The sequence below is a fragment of the Pseudomonas sp. 3MA1 genome (genome assembly GCF_029237275.1).
GTDB classification, from domain to species: domain Bacteria; phylum Pseudomonadota; class Gammaproteobacteria; order Pseudomonadales; family Pseudomonadaceae; genus Aquipseudomonas; species Aquipseudomonas fluorescens_AP.
In genome coordinates this window covers 176,905-197,755 of sequence record NZ_JAACFX010000010.1, presented here as the reverse complement: position 1 = coordinate 197,755, position 20,851 = coordinate 176,905, and the positions used below count along the sequence as shown (strand labels likewise).

Below are 20,851 nucleotides of genomic sequence, written 5' to 3'. Positions count from 1 at the left end.
CATGACCAGCACGTCCGACTACCAGCAGATCGCCCACAGCGCCGCCTACGCACTGCCGGAGGCCAGCGGCTATGGCTGGCGCGGTTATGTCATGCCCAAAGGCACCGCGCCCGGCAGCCTGCCGGCCAGCCTGAGTCCGGCCGACGCCTTCGACAAATATGCCGGCCATTACCTGTTCGCCCCCCGCGAACCGGCCGCCCTGCGCAGCGACCCCATGGCATTCGTCAGCGCCCTGTACGACTTTCTATTCGCCGTCAACCAGCGCAACTTCGTCGACCGCGCGCTGCTGTGGCTGCCCGGCTCCAGCCTGCCGGCGCCCCAGGCCTTCAACAGCTACGGCCTGCGCATCAGCGTGACGGCCCCCAGCCAGGTGCAGAACAACCTCAACCTGCAGCTTGGCGATCGCCTGACGTTCTTCGTCAGCTTCGGCACCTACGTCAAATACGACCCGGACTTCAACGCCCTGCGCCTGAAATCCACTGCCAGCATCTCCATGGGCTTGATCGACAAGCTGGCGGCCGACAGCGGCCTGCAGCTGACACCGCCGCAACAGCCGCTGGCCTACGTGCCCCTGGACGGCAATCAGGCCGGCAGCCTGACCTACGCCTTGACCTACAGCAGCCAGCCCGCCCTCAAGTATTTCCAGACCGGCTTTACCTATGTGGCCAACACCACAGGCGGCCAGAGCGTGCTCAATTACCCGGTGTTCAACCCCAACGGCATGCCCGCCAAACTGACCATGGGCGGCGTGCTCGACCCGTTGGACCCGCTCAATCAGAACATCCCTGCGGCGCAGCTGGCCGCCGGCCTGATCCGTACCGCCATGAGCTTCGCCAGCACCGGCACGACCGCGTTGCCCAGCCAGTGGCGCAGCACCGCCGGCAACCCGATCAGCCTGATCCCGCTCAATGGCCTGGACGCCAACGGTTGGCCTCGGCCCTACGCGGCCAGCCTGGTGTTCTGCGCCCAAGGCGACAGCTACAGCCTGACCCTTGCCGGCGACTTTGGCTTGAGCCTGCCGGCCGCCAGCGCCGGGCAGAACCTGCTGTGCGGGATCTTCGGCACTGAATGGCTAAGCTTCACCCCCTACAACGCCTCCCTGAGCCCGCCGGACAACGACCGCTTGCGCCTGTTGGCGGCGCAAGCGGCCTATGCCCCGGTGTTTCCGTTCCAGACCAGCAGCCTGGTCACGCCCACCAGTGGCGCGGTCAGCGCCTTGCTGAACGACAAGCACCGGACCTCCTGGTGCAGCCTGGTGGCCGGCGCCTCCACCCCGGCCTACAGCGCCCAGCCCGATGGCAGCCCGCTCTATGGCCAGAACCGCAGCAACGGCGCCACACCGCTGCTGGCCCCGGCCGCGCCGAGCACCCCGCTGCCCCAGGACGCCGGGTTTGCTTTCCCGCTGGTGCCCTACGCGGGGGTAAGCAGCAATCCCAGCCTCAACCTGACCCAGTTCGAAAGCGAAATCCTCGCCGCCTCGCGCAAAAGCCTGATCAGCGCCGCGACCCTGCCGGGCAAACAAGCCGCGCGGGCCCGGCGCCTGCAACGGCTGCTGACCGCCGACGCGACACAACCCAATCGGGCGACCACTCCACAAGGCCTGCTGGTGGACCTGGACGCCGACGGCATCGGCTACGCCAAGGTGCTGCTGGCTCGCTCGCTATCGGCCCAGGGGCCGCTGGACTTTGCCTTCGTCCAGCCCAGCGAGGCCCTGCACGAGGCCTTGCAGACCAACCAGCTGTTTCTGGTGGGGGTCAATCCGCTGCCGTTCTTCACCCAGGGCGCCAGCTTCAGCAACCGCATGGACATCGCCGACTGGCGCTTTATCGCCAACATCGGCGTCGGCGTGCAAACCACCAGCTACCGCAATGTGCTGATCATGAAGTACTGCGCCGGCAGCCTGAAGGAGCGCATCGACAACCCCAATCGCTGGACCATGCCCGAGACGTTCTCGAAGACCGCGGACCTGGCGCCGGGCCTGGAAACCCTGGCCTACACCGGCCTGTCCCAGTGGCTGCAGGACTTCATCGCCGTCGCCGAGGCCAAGGCCGCGGCCAGCCCCGACAGCCTCTACGCCGACTTCGTCGCCCAGGTCAGCGACCCGGCCTGGAATGGCTTCATGGTGCTCAACGCCGACCTGCCCCTGGACAGCCTGCCCGAGCAACTGGCGGGCATCGCCGCCGGCATCGACTACAGCCGCTTCCTGGCCCACCATTTTGGCGCCAGTGTCAGCCGCATCAGCCAACAGGGCGACACCCTGGATATCCAGGGCATCTCCACCCTGTTCGGCCTGATCGACTACCAGAACCCCGCCTATGAGCAGGCCCAGGCCAACGGCGCGGCCCCGGACATGCCGGTGGCCCTGAGCACCAGCAACGGTTACGCCTTCAGTGTCCTGCAGCTGCAGGCGCTGTTCCGCCAATCGCGGCTGGTGACCTTCAACAGTCGCATCCAGCTGAGCCTGGACCTGCTGTTCGGCTCGCCGATCCGCGCCACCCTGCGCGCCGGCCAGCCCAGCGCGGTGAACGCCATGGTGCTCGACGGCAGCGCCCTGCAACAGAACGACACCACCACCTACGTGTTCGAGCAGAGCCAGAGCTACCTGTTCAACCTCGACAGCAACGTACTGCCGGCCGCCTCGGTCAACCGCATCCAGTTCAACACCCTGGGCAGCCCGGACGGCGGGGTCACCACCGCCAGCCGCTTTCTGCTCTGGGGCAAGCTGGATTTCACCCTGCTCAAGACCTCGGACGGGCCCTTCGACCTGCTGTCCTTCGGCAGCGCCGACGGCAGCCCGAGCAACCAGGGCCTGGCCTACACCAACCTGGAAATCGCCATGGCCTTCCCCAGCGCCACGCCCAACGCCGTGGGTTTTGCCTTCAACCCCGGCAACCTCGGCTTCGACCCGGCCACCAGCCAGGTGCGCGGACAGAGTCTGTACAAGGGCTTCACCCTGCAGCTCAAGCAGTTCATCCAGGCACCGGCGCAGAAAAAGCCCGCGGACTATGGCTTCCTCCCGGTGCTGCCGGAGAACCTGGCGCTCAAGGCGCTGTCCGGCGCCTGGTCGGGCATCGTCTACAAGGTCACCATGGGCTCCCCCGGGGCCCTGGTGTCGGGCACCGGTTTCGAGTCCGACCTGCTGATCGCCTGGTCGCCCGGCAGCAAGAGCAGCGACGCCAGCCCAATGCTGTTTGTCGGCCTCAGCCTGCCCGGCGCCGCGCCGTCGGCCAGCGTGTTTTCCCTGCAGGGCATCATCAAGGTCTCCACCGGGCCGATCAAACTGCTGTACCAGACCCTCCCCGATCAGACCGACCCCAAGGCCAGGTTCTTCAACCTGCAGCTGACCGATATCGGCATCAAGATCCTCGGCATCGCCAAGTTGCCGCCGGGCGCCACCCTGCAGTTCTTCCTGTTCGGCGATCCGCAGTCCTCCGGCAGCCTGGGCTGGTACGCCGCCTACGTCAAAGACCCGCAGAGCAAGGCCGCCAGCCTGCTCGCCGTGGAGTCGGGCAGGTCCACGCAACCGGCATTGAGCGGACCATCGGAGGTGACGCCATGACTCGGGTCCTGTACTGGAACATCGAGAGCTTCGGCTACAACAAGATCCGCCCGCTGAGCACCAAGCGCGATCGCAACGGCGCCTTGATTCCCGACCTTGACGCCGCCGACCGGCTGGCCCTGATCCTGGCCCATATCACCGCGTTCAATCCGGACATCTTCGTCGTGGTCGAGACGTCCAGCGGCCCGAGCCACGGCCCCGGATCGCTGATTTCCCCCACCGGCGGCTGGCAGGGCTGCGCCGAACTGCTGCTGCGCATCCGCAACCAGACCGGCGTGCCCTGGAACCTGGTGCCGCCGCTGGTGGTCGGCCAGGCCGGGCGCGCCGAGGGCGTCGCGGTGTTCTACAAGCCGGTGATTCCGGCGGGCGGCGGCGTGGCGGCGGGCAAGCGCTTGTTCACCGGCCCCAACGCCTGGTCGCCGGCGGGCAATGGCATCAGCTTCAACCCCCAGGTGCCGGCCCCGCCGGCCGCTGGCAACTACCCGGCGTTGCAGACCCAGACCTGCTTCAGCGTGCCCAACCGGGCCATTCCGCCCACGGCGCTGAACCCGGGCAACCTCAACGAGAGCCGCTGCGCGGCACGGGTCGCGTTCGTCGACAATGCCGGCGCCGCGATCAACTACGGCGGCTTGCGCGAACCCTACATGGTGACCTTCTGCGAAACCGTCGACGGCCCGCCAGTGGTGGTGCAGCGCAACCTCACGCTGTTCGCCATCCATTCGCCGCCGCAATATGTCGCGGCCAACGCCTACCTCAACGCCCTGGCCAATGTGCGCGACATCAGCGCCGCCCTGGGCGCGCTGGAAACCCGGATCATCACCGGCGACTTCAACGTCAACCTGTTGAGCCAGAACGGCAACGATCCGGGGCGTTATGCCGCCCTCACCGCCCTGGGCTACGGCTTGCAACTGCAACCTCCGGCCCTGGCCCCGCCGCCGGCGCTGGAGGCCTACACCGGCTACTTCGCCACCCACCTGCGCAGTCGCAACGCGAGCATCTTCTGGTCGACCAACGCCGGAGCCGTGCCCTATCCGGGCTACCGCTACATCGGTTCGTCCAACAGCAGCAGCCTGTATTCCATCGACAACATCCTGGTGCGCGGCGGCGCGGCGGGCAATTTCACCATCGCCAACACCGTGGTCGGGGTGCCGCTGAACGTGGTCAACCCCGCGCCCGGCGGTGCGCCCATGGGCCTGGTGGCCATGGCCAGCGATTTCCAGGCACCGCCGCTCGCCTGGATCCCGGCGCCCCCCGCCCCCGCCCCGGCATTCGCCGCGGGCGATCGGCAACGCTACCGCGGCTGGCGCAACCTGGGGCACATCCGCTCCACCAGCGATCACCTGGCCCTGTTTGTGACGGTCTGAACAAGGAGAAGACAGATGGCCAACAGCCCCCTGAGCAACCTCGCCGCGGCCCTGACCGGCGATGCCGGCGCGCCGATCGTCCTCACCCGCGACTACCTGATCGCCGGCCTGGCGGATGCCACGGTCAGCGTGTCCGCGACCCTGGACAACGACCTCAAGGCGGCCTTCCAGTCGCCGGTCGCCGGGCTCACGGTCAACCTCACCGCGCAGAGCGTGCAGCCGCTGAACCCCGCCACCCAGAGCTTCAAGGTCACCGGGGTCAGCGCGCGCTTCCTGCAACAGGACATCCAGCAGGGGCTGGTACTGACCTTCGGCCTCACGGGCGCTGCCGGGGCCCAGAGCCTGACCCTGGAAATCGTCACCACCCCGGCCAGCTGGACTTGGGCCGACCTGTCGAGCTTCGCCACCGGCATTCCCTTCAAGTGGACCGGAATCAGCAACGCGGTCTTCACCTTCAAGGCCAGCCAGGGCCCGCGCCAGGGCTTCGCCGCCCAGCTGACGCCGCCGCCCCAGCTCAGCACCGCGGTCGCGGTGGTGCAGAACCTGGGATTCCCGACCCTGGCCCTGCCCTTTACTGGCAGCATGGACTTCGCCAAGGTCGACGGGGTCGAGGTGTTCATGCCCACCACCACCTTGCAGGCGCCGTTCCTCAACGTCAGCGACGGGCTGAAGCTGCTGTACCTGAACGTCGATGCCCCAGTGTTCGGCCTGATCATTGGCCCGCCAGAACTGCAGGATGGCGAAGACCCGGCCGAAGCCTTCTACGACCAGCAGGTCAGCCTGTATTTCGGCCTCAACCTGAGACTCGCCGACCAGAGCAACCAGCCCGTCGACTACCAACTGCGCGCCCTGGCCCAGATCAACAACGGCAGCGCCTTCAATTTCTACCTCGGCCACAGCGATGACGGCAGCGCCCTGCTGACCCCGGCAACCATCATCGGCCTGCTGGACAACAACGGCAGCTTCTTCAGCGGCACGCCGCCGGTGCTGCAACAGTTTCTCTCCGGAATCGGCCTGCGCAGCCTGGCCCTGAGTGGCGTCACCCAGCCGAAACTGGCCCTGAGCACCGCCAGCGTGACCCTGGGCGCCGACCCCACGGTGATCAATGTCGAGCATCCCTGGGTGCCCCTGCAGGACCCGACCAACCAACTGGTGTTCGGCGTCACCGATTTCGAACTGGTGTGGGGGATCAACTTCCTGCCCGAGGGCAACGCCCAGAGCTTTCTGTTCCAGACCCGCTTCCTGTTGTTGCCCGAGGTGTTCAAGGGCAAGACCGCCGGCGAAAACGGCCTGTTCTTTGTCCAGTTCAATTCCGACCTGCAACTGCTGGCGCGCTTCGACGGCACGGCCAACCTCAATGACCTGATCGCCACACTGACCGCTCAGTTGATCCGCATCCCCAAGAGTTTCGTCGACGCCTCGCTGTCCGACGTCGGCCTGAGCCTGGATGTGGGTGCCAAGAGCTACGCCTTCAACGCCGGTTTCGAGCTCGACCTGAACCTGTTCAGCGTCGCTGGCAAGCCGATTCTCTCGGTCACCGACGGCCAGCTGTACATCAAGGCCACCACGCCCACCAGCGCCAGTGGCAGCAACGCCCCGGCGGTGACCACCTACCAGGCGGGGATCGGTGGCCTGGTCGGCATCGGCCCGTATTTCGCCAATGCCAGCCTCGACTACGACGGCAGCAAGACCCCGGCCACCTGGCAAGTCGCCGCGCAACTGGCGCAGCCGGTGGACGTGCAGCAGCTGGTCAGCCAGTTCCTCAGCTTCGGCGGAACCTTTGCCTTTCCGGATTTCCTGCCCGGCCAGTTGCTGGTCAACACCCTGGAGGTGGACGCCAGCCTGAGCACCGGCAACACCCCGCTCGACAGCTACACGGTGGCCGGCAGCCTGCGCTGGACCTTCAACCTGGGCCAGGCCTTCAGTGTCGACACCCTGGCCACCCTGAGCCTGAGCTACGACGCCAGCAAGTCGGCGAACCAGCAGTACAGCGGCAGCGCCACCACCCTGTGGGATTTCAGTTTTCTCAACGACAGCGTGCTGCTGGGCTACAGCTTCGCCCCCGACAACCAGGGCAGCAACGCCGAGCTGACCCTGTCCTGGGAGGGCCTGACGGCGATCTATCAGGTCGACAAAAAGGCCCTGACCTTCACCCTGAAGAACTGGAGCCTGGGCCGGCTGATCCAGAAACTCATGCAATCGCTGAGCGACCCGTATTTCACCCTGAGCTCGCCCTGGGACGTGCTCAACCAGATTTCCCTCGATGGCCTGTCGCTGATCATCAACCTGGAAAACAGCAGCGGCAGCAGCGTGCCCAGCATCAGCGCCAAGTACACCCTGGCGAGCAAGATCGACCTGGGGTTCATGAGCATCGACGGCCTGGTGTTCGAGCGCAAAAAGGTCAATGGCGTGGACAAGATCACCCTGGGCATCGACGGATCCTCGGTGTTCAAGGGCAACAACCCCCAGGAGCAGCAGGACTGGAGCAACCTGCTGGACCCGAGCAAAGGCCAGCCGGTGGACAAGCTGCCGACGGTGCCGGGCCAGGGCACGGACTACTTCAGCCTGCCGCTGCTGGTCCTCGGCCAGCGGGTGGCCATCAGCGGCTACGACAGCTTCACCAACACCAAGGCGGTGATCGACGCCCTGAAGGACGTGCCGTCGACCACCGGTTCCAGCAACCCGCTGAACCCCAGCGACAGCGGCAGCAAGGGCGTGCCCTACTACAGCCGCAACAGCGACTGGCTGATCGCCGGGCAACTGTTGCTGCTCAAGACCGGCAAGGACTGGACCGTCGACCTGATGCTGGTGTTCAACGACCCCAACCTCTATGGCCTGCGCCTGGCCCTGGCCGGGGAGAAAGCCAAGGCCCTGGGCAACCTGGTGCTGGACATCCTGTACAAGAAGATCACCGACGACGTCGGCGTGTACCAGATCGAATGGACCTTCCCCGACAGCATCCGCAACCTCAACTTCGGCGCGGTGTCCATCGTGCTGCCGGAGATCGGGGTGAAGATCTACACCAACGGCGACTTCTTCATCGACATCGGTTTTCCCTACAACCTGGACTTCACCCGCTCGTTCTCGATTTCCGCGATCGTCTACGGCGTGCCGGTGCTCGGCGCCGGCGGCTTCTACCTGGGCAAGCTGTCGTCGGTGACCGCCACCCAGGTGCCGAAAACCACTCAGGGCACCTTCGACCCGGTGATCGTCTTCGGCCTCGGCCTGCAGCTGGGCCTGGGCTACAACTTCGTCAAGGGGCCGCTCAAGGCCGGTTTCGCCCTGACCGTGTTCGGCATTCTGGAAGGCACCATCGCCGCCTTCCACGCCTATCACCCGTCCACCGCCCTGGTGCCGGCCGGCAAGAGCGTGCAGGACGACTACTACTTCAAGATCCAGGGCACGGTCGGGGTCATCGGCCTGCTCTACGGCAGCATCGACTTCGCCATCATCTCGGCCGCGGTCAACGTGCGCATCACCCTGTCGCTGTCCCTGACCTACGAGAGCTACAAGCCGATTCCGATTGCCGCCCGGGCCACGGTGGAGGTCAGCGTCAAGGTCAAGATCGACCTCGGCCTGTTCAGCTTCAGCATCAGTTTTTCCTTCCATGCCGACGTCTCGGCGCGCTTCGAGATCAACGCCATCCAGAGCGGCCCGGCGCCCTGGGCCGAACCCGGCCTGCTGCTGGCGCGCCAGGCCCGCCATGTCCAGCTGGCCAGTGCGCGGCGGGCCGCCACGCCGCAACCGATGACGCTGCTGCGCGCCGCCGGTAAACCGCTGCTGAACCTCTACGCCACGCCGCAATTCACCGTGCTGTGCAACGAGGGCGCCAGCGACTACGCCGAGCAGCAGGGAGCCTTCGTGTTCCTGCTGACCATGGACGCGCCCTCGCCGACCCGGGCCGCGGCCGACAGCGCCGGCAACAGCAGCTTCGAACGCCTGTGCGCCGACTACCTGCCCTGGCTGGTGGGCAGCCTGGGCTCGGCCAGCAGCGAGCACGACACCCTGGCCGACATCCTCGGCATCCTGGTGGACAAGGCCATGCTCGAGGAGGACATCAAACGCCTGGCCGACCTGGCCAACCCGCCGTTCGGCATCAGCGAGCTGCTGACCTTCCTGTCGTCCTTCGAGGTCAGCATCACCCTGCCCGACGCCAGCAACCAGGCGCAGGTCCAGCAGGTGCTGCAAGCCGGCTCGGTGCTGTTTCCGGTGTTCGACGGTCTGTCACTGGGCGTGCCCCTGGCCAATGCCGGCAGCGCGACCGTGGATTTTGCCCACTACGTGGGCACCAACAGCACCTACCGCAGCAATGTCGCGCAGATGTTCAAGGAACTGGCCGCGCTGGTGACCAGCGAGGAAGCGCCGACGCCGGCACTGCGGGCCGCGGCGGACGACAGCGAATCCATGGCCGCGGTGATCTTCACCGATGCCTTCATGGTCATCGGCCGGCAACTGTTGCAGGTCGCGCTGAACGCCTTCGACGACTACGCCTATGCCACGGCCAATGGCAATTCCGTCAGCGCGATCCTGGGCTGGACCAACGACCTGCGCGGCAACAACCTGACCCTGGACGACATCGTCCGGCCCAACGCCGAAGTCGCCCTGAGCGACGGCCTGAGCCTGGATATCCCGCTGCCGGCCTACACCCTGCAGAGCGGCGACACCCTGGCCAAGGTCGCCGCGGCCTGGTCCGACGGCAGCGTGCCGGCACGCTGGAGCACCAGCGCCTCGGGGCTGATCCTGGCCAATGGCAACTCGTTGGTGATCGCCGCCAATCAGGTGATCAGCCTGCCGGTGGGCAACGACATCCACCAGTGCACCACCGGCCCCGGGGAAACCTTCAACAGCCTGGCCCGGACCCTGGGCGTCACGCTGGCGCAACTGGCCCAGGACAGTGCGCTCTACGCCATGCCCGGGCTGCTGCTGGCCGGCCAGCCGCTGCTGCTGCCGAACCTGGCGTACCGCACCGCCGGCGACAGCCTCAACAGCGCCGGCGCGCGCTTCGGCGTCAGCGCCATGGCCCTGTTCAGCGACCCGGCATCGGCCAACTTCAGGGTGGCGCCCCTGTTCGCCAAGGCGCAGATCACCCTGACCTCGCTCAACAGCCTGTACACCGAGGACCTGTGGAATCTGCTGGTGACCACCGACCAGCTGTCGCAACTGGCAGGCATGCTCTCGCGCTTTCTGGCCTACGGCCTGCGCCTGCCGGCGAACCCGGCGGGCATGGGCGGCCTGAGCCTGAGCCCGGCGTTTCTCTACCCCGCCCAGCAGAACGCCTATGGCCTGTACCAGCTGACCGGGCAGCAATTCCCGATCCCGGCCGACCTCTTGCCCGGCAGCGATGTGCCCATCAGCCTGAGCCGGGCTGCCACCAGCCACGGAGTCGATCTGTCGTTCGTGCGGATCGCCGGGGCCAGCAGCGGCTCGATGAACCTGAATCAGGCCTACAGCAACCTCAGCGGGGTACTGGCCTACGCCCGGCAAGGCAAGTTCCAGCCAGCGCCGCGCATCGAGCTGCTGCCCACCGTGGCCCGCAGCCCGAAAGACTACGCGGTGAAAAGCGTGTCCCTGTGGTCGACCGCCGACCTGCAGCAATTGCGCAACCTCTGCCAGCCGGGGCAGCGGGCCAGCAGCGAGGGCGGCGCCAGCGTGCAGCCCATGCTCTGGTCCCTGCCCGACGGCCTGATCCAGCTGATCAACCAGCGGGCCGGCAACCTCGCCCGGCAGTTGCCGCAGCTGACGCAGCAAATCCCCTACCTGCCGGCGTTCACCCCGTGCGAGGTGTCCACCGACCCGGCGACCCTGGAAACCACCCGCCGCGAAATCCCGGCCTACAGCTACGCGACCCGGGTCGATTTCACCATCAAGCGCCTGCCCCAGGCCGAACCCGGGGCCATCGCCGGCAGCGGCAGCAACCTGGCCTACACCTATGAACTGCTCGGCCCGTCGGCCACCGATGCGCAATTGCTGGAGCGCCTGCTGATCGCGGTCAGCGAGCTGGGCAGCGCGGTCATCAGCGGCCAGTTCCTGCTGATGCCCCAGGGCAACGCCAAGGCCAGCAACCTGCTGAGCCAGGCCGCCAGCAACTTCCTGGCCTTCCTCACCCAGACCAACCTGTCCACCGAAACCAACCCGCCGCCGGCCCTGATGGCCGCGCGCCTGGCCGAGGAAGCCGGGCCGCGGGGCATCCTCAATCCGCCCGAGGAAGTGGTCAAGCTGCTCTGGGAACTGTCCACCGTGCGCTCCGGCGGCTACTACCTGAGCTACTACGATGCGATCGCCGCCAGCGGCCTGCCCGACAGCATCTTCGACGACAGCGGCACGGCTACCCTGACCCTGGTGGTGACCTACCCCCGCGACGCGCTCGACGGCCGCCTGTGCAACTTCGTCAACGCCTTCGTCAGCACCGACACGGTGATCCAGCAAGGCAGCCACATGACCCTGGGTTCGGCCAGCACCGCCGACAGCAGCCAGCCGACCAGCGCCGGCGACAGCCTGGACAGCCTCGCGGCCTTCTACGGCATCGGCACTGGACGCATCGCCGAGCTCAATGCCGGGGTAACGCTGAGCAAGGCTGTGCAGGTGCCGGTGGACGGCATCATTCACCTGGTGACCCCGGCCGAGGCCAGCGCCGGCAACAGCCAGAGCGCGAGCATTCTCGACAACCTGGCGCGCTATTACTCGGTGGGCGCGCTGCAGCCGATCAGCGCCACGCAGATCGCCAACCTCAACCCCGGGGTCAGCGCCGCCGGCGGCGTGGCGCTGTTCATCCCGGCCCTGACCTATGTCGTCGACGCCAGCCTGGCGCCGGGCAACAGCCTGCAGTCTCTGGCCAGCTACTACGGCCTCGACCTGGATGCCCTGGCGGTGGGCGCCGCGCAGGTCCCCGGGCTGTTCAGCGTCGGCAGCAGCCTGAGCATCGACACCCAGACCTTCGATCTGCAAGCGGTGTTCAACCAGGGCAACGCGGCTTTCAGTGTGCTGCGCAACAACCCACCGCCGGTGGATTCGCCGAGCCTGGACCCGGACGGCTACGCCAGCGCCTACCTGTACAACCTGTACTCGGTGCTGTCCGCCGGGCTCGACGGTTCGCCCTGGTTCAGCGCCAGCGAGCTGGCCCTGCCCTTCGGCCCGCAGCGGCCGGACAGTGGCGTCGACTCGCCCGAGGCCCAGGCCCACCGCCAGGCCATGCGCGATCCGCAAAGCCGCGCCCGGGCCCTCGATGCCCTGGCCGAGGACAGCCAGTACAGCTACCAGCAGACCCTCGGCCTGGCCCGGCGCGCCACCAGCAACGCCGCGCCAGTGCCAGCCCGGCCCGGGCTGCCGAGCGCCGCGGACAACCCCTACCGTGGCGTGGGCAGCTTCGCCCAGGTCAACCTGACCTGGCTGGACATCTTCGGCAACATCACCGTCACCCCCTTCCAGGCCCCCACGCCCGGTTATCCGGGCAGCCTCAATCACCCGCCGCTGCCGCTGCGTTACTGCGACCGGCTGATCGCCCTGTCGGCCTGGCCCAATACCCGCAGCTTCTATACCTACGAAGCCGTCGCCGGTGGCGCGCAACTGGTGATCAGCCTGAGCCTCGACACCTCCAGCTATGACCCGGCCGGCGGTGGCGACGTCAAGGTCCAGGCCGGCAAGGACCTGGAGATGTTCAGCCTGATCTACTACCAGCTGAACCAGTCCTACAAGGATCTGCAGTTGCCCTGGTGCCAGGGCCGCGCGGTCAGCGTGGAGCTGGTCAACAGCCTGTTCGCCCAGCCCCTGAGCCGGCTCGACGACAGCCAGGCGCAGCCGCTGCTGGACTACGTCAACGAGGTGATCCTGTACCTCGCCCAAGTGGTCCAGGGTGCCCGCCCCACCGCGCCGGCCACAGTGCAACTGAAGCTGGCGGTGGACATCGACGCCCTGGCTCCGGGCTCGATCCTGCCCCTGAGCCTGACCCTCGGCCTGCGCCGGGTGGCGGCGCTGGTGGAGCCGGATGTGGCCGGCCTGGAAGGTGGCGTGGCGGTGACCAGCACCCTGCTGCCGGTCCCCGACGCGCTGAGCGCCAGCACCAGCGGCTACAGCCAGTTCGCCCGGGCCTTCGAGGCGTTGTTCCAGCGGGCCGGGGCCTGGATGACCCGGGTCGGCAGCGGCACCGCGGACCCGGGCAGCACCCCGGACGGCCGCAGCCAGACCCTGTGGGCCGCGCGCTTCGCCTTGAGCGACGGCGCCGATGGCATCCGTTACCGCATCGATCCGGCCCCGGGCTACTTCGCCGCCCAGCCGATCGCCCGCAGCCTGACCTCGGACAGCGTGCAGATCTACCCCAACTACCAGCCGGACCAGCCATTCCCGAGTGGCGATCCAGTGACCCTGACCCTCACCGGGGTCGATCAGAACCTGTGGTTCGAAACCGCCCTCAAGGCCATCGACGGCTTCCTCGCGCCGACCTACGCGCCCTCGGTGTTCCTGCTCGACACCCTGCTGGGCAGCAAGGACCCGCTCAAGGACGGCAACCTGGGGAAAATCCTCAGCGCCAAGCAGACCCTGGCCGACGCTATTGCATCGACCATCAAGCCGGTGCTCTCGGCGGGCCCGCAGGATGGACCGGCACGGGCCGCGGCGGGCGAGAAGCTGCGCCAGACCCTGCTCAACCAGTTGTATTCGGCCTACAGCACCACTGCCATCGTCGGTTTCTCGGTGCAAGGCAGCGCCACCGGCGAGCCCCTGTCGTTGTACGGCCAGCCAACGGTGGCGAGCGCCGCCAAAGTGGCGGGCAACAGCGAAGCGCCAGTGGCCGGCAACGACAACTATGCCTTTGGCAGCGGTCGCATCGGCCTGCCCGACAGCCCCGGAGAAAGCGCCCTGGCGTTTGTCTTCAATTCGCGCAACGAGGCGGCAAGAAGCTACGTGCCGCTGGACCTGGAGCTGCAGATCAGCCACCTGGAGCACGACGTGCGCAACGTGCCGGGCATCAGCGGCTACACCCAGTCGAACTGGATCTCGCTGATCTCCGGCCCCTTGCGGGTGCCCCTGGCCGACGGCCAGACCCTGAACCTGCCGGTGCTGCTGCGGGCCCTGCCCGAGCCGCCGACCATCCAGGGACAGACCGCGACGGCCTGGGCCCCGGTGCCGCAGCAAGTCTCGGACCTGAGCAAATGGACCTACGCCTTCGACTCACTGGTGCGCGGCACGGCCCAGGACAGCCTGAACGTGGCCATCGCCCTCAACACGCCGACCGTCGATGCTGCGTTGCGCAGTGTCGACAAGAGCCTGGTCACCGCCCTGGCGCAGTTCGTCAGCGTGTACCCGAGCATTGAAGTGGCGATGCAGGACAACCTCAGCGCGATCAACTTCGGCGAGCCTACCGCGGTGCAGATTGCCGCTGCGCAACAGGCGGTGGAGGCCTTCGTCTACATCGTCCAGCAGGTTACCGAGGCCTATGACGCCTGGGCCCGGCCGCTGTTGCGCAGCAACGCGGCGTTTGTCGCGCCCCAGGCCCTGACCTGCAGCTTCAGCCAGGTACTGGCCCCGGTCACGGTGGATGGCCAGGAGCGGGCCGAAACCCTGCTGCTGGACGTCAGCATCAATCAGGTGGCGGCCAGCTACGATCCGGCCAGCGGGCAGATCAGCGCCACCCTGCCCGAGTTCGGCAAGGTCAGCCTGCCAGCACCGCTGGTGCAGATCGCCGCGCAAGAGTACGACGCGGTGAGCGTGGTCGATCCGAGCAACCCGGGGCTGATCGCCTACCGCTACCGGCTCAAGGGCAGCCAGCCGGCCGTCTGGCTCGACTACGCGGACGCCCTGCTGATCGACGAGCGCCGCACCAGCCTGCCGGCCCTCAACCTGTTCGACCACCAGAACGCCTGGGCCTCGCTGTCGGTGGAGCGCAACCGCATCCTGTTCCCCGCGGCGGACATCGGCACCCTGCAGACCAACCCGTTGTTCCGCTTCTCGACGCCGGTGGTGCGCTTTGTCGACAGCATCAGCCCGCACATCAGCCAAGGCAGCTTCTCCCTGGACAACCTGAAGGTGCCGAACGCCAGCCTGGACGACTACCTGGAGGTGTTTTTCGCCGCCCTGGGCGCCGGCAGCAATGGCACCACGGTGCAGGTCGGCATGGAGGGCCGCTACAGCTACGAGGTCGCAGCGCCCGGCGTGGTCGCGCGCACCGTGCTGCCGGCGGCGCTGCTGTTGCCGGTGGCGACCTCGCTGAACAGCCCGCCGGCCTTCACCAGCGCCTTCAGCCAGGCCATCGACCGCTGGCGGCTGGCCGAACAGGTCACGCTCCAGGGCAACGCCCGGGTCGACCTGACCCTGCGGGCCTTCAGCGCCGACGATCCGGCGCAACTGGCGCGCGGCGCGGTGGCCGCGGACAACCAGCCACCGCTGCTGAGCATCGACACCCTCTGGGTATCCGCAAGCAAGGTTCCACCGGAACAAGGAGGTGCATGAGGCCAGCACTACCGCGCACTGTTGATGAAGATGACCGGTTTAAATCAAACATATTGGAGTACACCACATGAACGGACACACCAATCCCTCCTTTGACGAAGCCATGCCACTGGGGGTGTCTGATGCGCAATTCATCAATGACCTGCATGAGCTACTGGAGCGCCACGGCAACCTGGATCGCTTCGGACTCTGCCTGCTGCACGATCACTTCGCGGTCGCCGAGGACGAGATCCTGCTCGAATGCAACGACCATGAAGCCCGCACCCTGCACCTGGATGTGGTCAAGCGCGGCGCGCTGCCGGAGAGCAAGTTCACCAGCTGGCGCATCGGCGGCCCGCGGGCCGAAGCCCTCACCGCTTGCGCCATGGATAAATGCAAAGTTGAAGCCCTGACCGCTTGCGCCATGGACAAGTGCAAGGTCGAAGCCCTGACCGCTTGCGCCATGGACAAGTGCAAGGTCGAGGCCCTGACCGCCTGCGCCATGGACAAGTGCAAGGTCGAAGCCCTGACTGCTTGTGCCATGGACAAGTGCAAGGTCGAGGCCTTGACTGCCTGCGCCATGGACAAGTGCAAGGTCGAGGCCTTGACTGCCTGCGCCATGGACAAGTGCAAGTAGTTCCAGGTCCTGCCGATGGCCAGTGGCGGGCACGGGAGGCCGATCGGCTGCCGTGCTCGTCCTGGCTCGCGCAGTTTTATCAGCGGCGCCACGGTGCCCTGGTCGGTTCCGGCACCGCGGCGCTGGAACTGGCGCTGCGCCAGCTGGGGGCCACCGGCACCTGGCGGGTCGCGGTTCCGGCCGCGACCTGTCATCAAGTGGTGGCCGCCGTCCTCAATGCCGGCGCGATACCGGTGATTATCGAAAACGCCGCCGACCTGCTGCTCAGCAGCGAAGCGCTGGCGCCCCATATCCATGGCCTGGACGCGGTGATCGCGGTCCATCAATACGGCTTGCCCTGCGACATCCCGGCCTTGCGCCAGCTGCTCGGCCCAAGCCTGCCCATCATCGAAGACAGCGCCGGTGCCTGGGACCTGCGCTGTCCGGGTGCATCGCTGGTGGTCACCTCCCTGGGCCACGGCAAGGCCCTGGACATTGGCGGCGGGGGCGCGCTGTTCGGCGACCTGCCAGTGGATGGCGATATCGACGTCTGGTCGCCGGGCCAGCGTTCCCGCGCCTGCCCGGCCTTGAGCCCGGCCCTGTCGATTCATGCCCTGCCGGCGCTGATGCCCGCTGTCGCCCGGGCCCAGGCCCGCAGCCAGCGCCTGCGGCAGCAGATGCCCGGGCTGCTGGCACGCCTGCGCGATGCCGGCCTGGAGCCCTGGGCACCGGCCGGATCGGCGCCGCCCAACGGTCAATACCTGGCGATCCGCACCCGCGAACCGCCGTTGTTCGAACGCTTGCGCCACAGCCCCCATGCCGACGCCCTGGGGGTTTGCGCCCCGGCGGCCGGCGCGCTGCGGGAACTGCCCATGCTGCGCGGCCGTGGCGAGGTGGCCCAGGGGCCGCAAGCCAGCCTGGAACTGCGCCGCAACTGGGTCCTGCTGGACCCGATCGCCGCCCTCGACCACCCCGGGCACCTGGATGCCTGGGCCGGAGACACTCGATGAACAGTCCCGCCGCCGGGCAACCCCAGCACGATCTGAACCAGCCTTTCGCCGCAGGCCCACGGGTGCAACGACTGGCCGACTACGCCCAGAGCGGGCAGACCCTGAGCAGCGAACAGTTGCTCGGAGTGGCCGGTGCGCGGGTGCTGTTCGCCAACTACCCGGCGCTCTGCGCCGACTTCGACGCCCCTTGGGGGCAGACGTCGGAGCAGACCCGGCAGGCGGCCATCGACCGCTGGCTGCTGGAGCACGCCGCTTATATATCCACCAGCCAGGCGGCGGCCCAGGGCATCAACACCCCGATTACCCTGGACGACCGCCGGGTAACGGGCTGGCGTCCGCCGCGTTATGGGCGCGCCGCGGTGCTGTGCGCGCCGGCCAGCGAGCAGGTGCTGTTCGACATCAAGGGCATTGGCGTGCCGCCGGACGAAGCCCCGCAGTTGCCCCATTCCAACGGCTTGCTGACCCTGGCCGAGGCGGTGCACGAAGTGCTGATGGAACACCTGGTGTTCGCCGCCATGAGCCACGCCGGCGCGGCGATCACGCCATTGCCGGCCTATGCCCTGATCGACCTGGGCTTCGATGCGTTATGGCATGACGGGCGAGCCGCGGAACCGGCGGTGCTGCTGTTGCGCCGGGCCTGCACCCGCCCGCGCTGCCAGTGGCAACGCTACTGGCAGGGCCCCGAGCTAGCCGGAGCCCTGATGCAGGCCGAGCTTCTGCTGCGGCGCTATGGCTTGACCGCCAGCAGCTGCGGCGCGGTGCGCTTTCACCTGTGCCGGGAGAACGGCGAACTGCAGGTCAGGCGCGATGAGCAGAGGGTGGCGATCAGTGCTCAGGTGGCGGCGACGCTGCAACGCCTGTTGAGCGCCAACCGGGGGGCGCCGTTGCTGATCGACGGGGTCAATGTGCAACTGGCCGGGGTGCCCGGCGTGGCGCCGTTGCAATTGCAGGTGATGGACTTTGGCCGCTATCGGTTTGCCGAGCGTTTCGAACATCACCTGTACGCCTGGATCGACGCCGATTACCAGAGCCTCAACGGCCTGTACCTGACGCCGGACGATCCGCGCTACGTCCAGCCCGATCCGCGCCTGAGCCTGGCACGCAGCGCCGAGGGCCGGTGTTTCGCCGAGCTGCAGCGCCAGGTCGAGGGGTTTCGCCAGGGCGGCGACCCCCAGCGTCTGTGCCAGGCGTTGCGCGCCGCCCTGGCGGAAGCCTGCCAGCCATTGCGCGGCCCGGCCTGAGTCCCGGGGCTGGACTCAGTGCTTGACCATGCCCGTCGTGGGTCGGCCCCCACGATCAGGGTGATCGCGCTCGATGAAGCGGCGCAGTCCTTCCTGGGTTTCAGGGGCGTGGATCGAGCGATTGAAGCACTGGGCTTCTATCTTCAAGCCTTCGGCCAAGGGCAATCCGTAACCGCGGATGGCCGCCTCCTTGTCCGAGCGCATCGCCGGTTGCGGCAGACCGGCCAGCACCTGGGCCAGCTCCAGCGCGCGCTTGAGGGAGCGCCCGCTGGGCACTATTTCGTTGACCAGGCCGATGCGGTAGGCCTCTTGGGCATCGATCACCTTGCCGGTCAGAATCAGTTCCATGGCCCGGCCCATGCCGACAATCCGCGGCAAGCGCTGGGTGCCGCCGTCCGCCAGGCCGATGTTCCAGCGGCGGCAGGTGACGCCGAACGAGGCATGCTCTTCGGCAATGCGCATATCGGCAAAACAGGCCCACTCCAGGCCACCGGCATAGGCCACGCCATTGACCGCGGCGATCACCGGTTTATAGACGTCGACCCAACGGCTGGGGCCGATGATTCCGGGGCGTTCGCCACGATCATGGGCGGCCATTTCCTCGGCGCTCGACGGCACCAGTTGCGCGGCGGCCTTGAGGTCGCCGCCGGCACAAAAGGCCCGATCGCCGGTGCCGGTAATGATCGCTACCAGGGCCGTGTCGTCGTCGCGAAAACGCGTCCAGGCGTCGATCAATTCAAGGTGGGTCACAGGGCCGATGCAGTTGCGCTGCTCGGGGCGATTGAAGCGGATGACCACTACGGGTCCGTGCTGCTCGTAGGCGATTTCCTTGAAGTTCATGGCAGCTCCTGATGCAGGTCGTGGCGCGGTTGAGCAAAACCCGAGTGCAGTATAGGCAGCCCTGGCGAGCGCTCCCGTGCGGCATCCGCGCTCAGCTCAAACTGGCACCCTTGCAATCCTCCCTGTTAGCCTGCGCCTCCGTCCCCTTACCGCAGACCTGCAGCATGACGCCTTCAGCGCAATTCTGGCGCGACCCGAACCTGCCTTACGTAGAAAGCCGCCGAGCCTGTGACAGCCGCGCCAACTACAGGGCCCACAGCCACCCGACAGTGTCCATCGGCGCCGTGGACCGTGGCGTCAGCCTGTTCAGTGGCGGCGCCGAGGGGCCCACCCTGATCCAGGCCGGCAGCGTGGTGTTCGTCCCGGCCCATTGCGCCCATGCCTGCAATCCCCAGCCGGACACGGCCTGGAGCTACCAGATGCTGCACCTGGAGCCGCGCTGGGTCGAAGGCGTGCGCCTGGAAGCGCAGCAGCAGGCGGCATTGGCGCCTGGCCAGGTGCTGTTGAGTCAAGACAGGGATCTGTACCAGGGCTTCTGCCGCCTCAACGACCTGCTGTTCTCCAGCGCCAGTTGGCAAGACAAGGAAGCGGCGCTGATCGAGTTCATTGGCGATTTTCCACTCCAGGGGCAACCGGTGATTGCCCAGGCCGCCGATCCGGGCCTGGCCGGCGCCGGGGTCCGGCGGGTCATGCAATTCCTGCAACAGGAGGCGCAACAGGCTCACCCGCTGCAGCGCCTGGCAACGCTGGCGGGCCTCAGCCGCTACCAACTGATCCGGGCCTTTCGCGCCGCCACCGGGATGACGCCCCACGCCTACCAATTGAACCAGCGCATCATCCAGGCCCGCACCTCGCTGCAGGCCGGCGAGGCCCCGGCGGCCCTGGCCCAGCGCTTGGGCTTTGCCGATCAGGCGCACTTCCAGCGGGTGTTCAAGGCCCATGTCGGGGTCACCCCGGGTTTGTACAAGCGCTGAAGGCCGCGCAATTTTCTTCAATACCCCAGTGCCGACGCCCTGCAGACTTCCAGCCCCTCCTCGTCTCTGGAAGTCTGCCTTCATGATTCAACAGTTCCTGCTGATCGCCGCCGCGCATTTTCTCGCCCTGCTCTCCCCTGGACCGGACTTCTTCCTGGTGGCGCGCCTGTCCATGGCCAGCGGCTGGCAAGCGGCCACCGGCGCCTGCCTGGGCATCGCCCTGGCCAACGGGCTGTTCATTGTCCTGGCCTTTGGCGGGGTTTCGGTATTGCGTCCCGACAGCTGGCTGTTCCTGCTGATCCAACTGGCCGGTTGTGGCTACCTGCTTTACCTGGGCTGGCTGTTCATCCGTCACGCTGGCAGCAGTTCCCTGGCTGCGGTGGCTGCCCAGGGCGACCGCCGGGCGCTGCACCGGGCCACCTGGTGGCGCGGCCTGGGCGCGGGTCTGCTTTCGGGCCTGCTCAACCCGAAGAACGCCCTGTTCTATGTCAGCCTGGCCTCCCTGGTGGGCGCCCAGACCAGCACCGCCTGGAAGCTGGTCTATGGCGTATGGATGTTCAGCGTGGTGCTGCTGTGGGATGTGTTGGTGGCGCTGGCCATTGGCAATGGCCGGGTGCGGCAGCGCTTCTCCCGCGCCCTGCCCTGGCTGGAACGAATCACCGGGGTGATCCTGATCCTCATGGCACTGGCCGTGATCGCGGCCACCCTGTTGCGCCGCTGAGCCGGGCATTGAATCGACGGCCGTCCTGCACGATGAAAGTTACAAATAAACAACAAAGCAACACGCGGTTGTCATCCTTGACGGTCGATAGTGTGCCAAGCGCACAT

Annotated in this window: 9 protein-coding genes; 8 read left to right on the top strand and 1 reads right to left on the bottom strand. The window is 67.3% G+C overall.

Annotated elements, in window-relative coordinates; genetic code table 11:
* The first annotated feature begins 1 nt into the window (after nt 1).
* From GWQ44_RS24695 to GWQ44_RS24670, 6 genes are all read left to right on the top strand, one after another.
* Nucleotides 2-3,559, top strand: a complete 3,558-nt coding sequence (locus GWQ44_RS24695; RefSeq protein ID WP_275928460.1) for a hypothetical protein — start codon at nt 2-4, stop codon at nt 3,557-3,559.
* On the top strand, nt 3,556-4,923 hold the full coding sequence (locus GWQ44_RS24690; protein WP_016968210.1) for a hypothetical protein: 1,368 nt from the start codon (nt 3,556-3,558) through the stop codon (nt 4,921-4,923). The genes GWQ44_RS24695 and GWQ44_RS24690 overlap by 4 nt, the downstream gene beginning before the upstream one ends.
* Before the next feature lie 15 nt (nt 4,924-4,938).
* Nucleotides 4,939-15,363, top strand: a complete 10,425-nt coding sequence (locus GWQ44_RS24685; RefSeq protein ID WP_275928459.1) for a LysM peptidoglycan-binding domain-containing protein — start codon at nt 4,939-4,941, stop codon at nt 15,361-15,363.
* A 67-nt stretch (nt 15,364-15,430) separates the two neighbouring features.
* Nucleotides 15,431-15,979 (top strand): hypothetical protein, encoded by a 549-nt coding sequence (locus GWQ44_RS24680; protein ID WP_110651757.1) that lies wholly within the window; start codon nt 15,431-15,433, stop codon nt 15,977-15,979.
* Nucleotides 15,970-16,968, top strand: coding sequence for a DegT/DnrJ/EryC1/StrS family aminotransferase (locus GWQ44_RS24675; RefSeq protein ID WP_275928458.1), 999 nt, complete (start codon nt 15,970-15,972; stop codon nt 16,966-16,968). The genes GWQ44_RS24680 and GWQ44_RS24675 overlap by 10 nt, the downstream gene beginning before the upstream one ends.
* Complete coding sequence (locus GWQ44_RS24670) at nt 16,965-18,209, top strand: hypothetical protein (protein WP_275928457.1); 1,245 nt, start codon at nt 16,965-16,967, stop codon at nt 18,207-18,209. The genes GWQ44_RS24675 and GWQ44_RS24670 overlap by 4 nt, the downstream gene beginning before the upstream one ends.
* Before the next feature lie 15 nt (nt 18,210-18,224).
* Here the strand turns inward: GWQ44_RS24670 and GWQ44_RS24665 are convergent, their stop codons facing one another.
* Nucleotides 18,225-19,049, bottom strand: coding sequence for an enoyl-CoA hydratase-related protein (locus tag GWQ44_RS24665; protein ID WP_047304440.1), 825 nt, complete (start codon nt 19,047-19,049; stop codon nt 18,225-18,227).
* A gap of 164 nt (nt 19,050-19,213) precedes the next feature.
* Between GWQ44_RS24665 and GWQ44_RS24660 the strand changes: the two genes are divergently transcribed.
* Both GWQ44_RS24660 and GWQ44_RS24655 read left to right on the top strand, forming a co-directional pair.
* Nucleotides 19,214-20,023: an AraC family transcriptional regulator gene (locus GWQ44_RS24660; RefSeq protein ID WP_275928456.1), complete on the top strand. Its 810-nt coding sequence runs from the start codon at nt 19,214-19,216 to the stop codon at nt 20,021-20,023.
* 85 nt (nt 20,024-20,108) lie between these two features.
* On the top strand, nt 20,109-20,744 hold the full coding sequence (locus tag GWQ44_RS24655; protein ID WP_275928465.1) for a LysE family translocator: 636 nt from the start codon (nt 20,109-20,111) through the stop codon (nt 20,742-20,744).
* Nucleotides 20,745-20,851: the final 107 nt, after the last annotated feature.

Bases quoted from the DNA above. Each gene is read 5' to 3' on its own strand.
- GWQ44_RS24695 (WP_275928460.1), top strand. From the start codon at position 2: ATGACCAGCACGTCCGACTACCAGCAGATCGCCCACAGCGCCGCCTAC.
- GWQ44_RS24690 (WP_016968210.1), top strand. From the start codon at position 3,556: ATGACTCGGGTCCTGTACTGGAACATCGAGAGCTTCGGCTACAACAAG.
- GWQ44_RS24685 (WP_275928459.1), top strand. From the start codon at position 4,939: ATGGCCAACAGCCCCCTGAGCAACCTCGCCGCGGCCCTGACCGGCGAT.
- GWQ44_RS24680 (WP_110651757.1), top strand. From the start codon at position 15,431: ATGAACGGACACACCAATCCCTCCTTTGACGAAGCCATGCCACTGGGG.
- GWQ44_RS24670 (WP_275928457.1), top strand. From the start codon at position 16,965: ATGAACAGTCCCGCCGCCGGGCAACCCCAGCACGATCTGAACCAGCCT.
- GWQ44_RS24665 (WP_047304440.1), bottom strand. From the start codon at position 19,049: ATGAACTTCAAGGAAATCGCCTACGAGCAGCACGGACCCGTAGTGGTC.
- GWQ44_RS24660 (WP_275928456.1), top strand. From the start codon at position 19,214: ATGACGCCTTCAGCGCAATTCTGGCGCGACCCGAACCTGCCTTACGTA.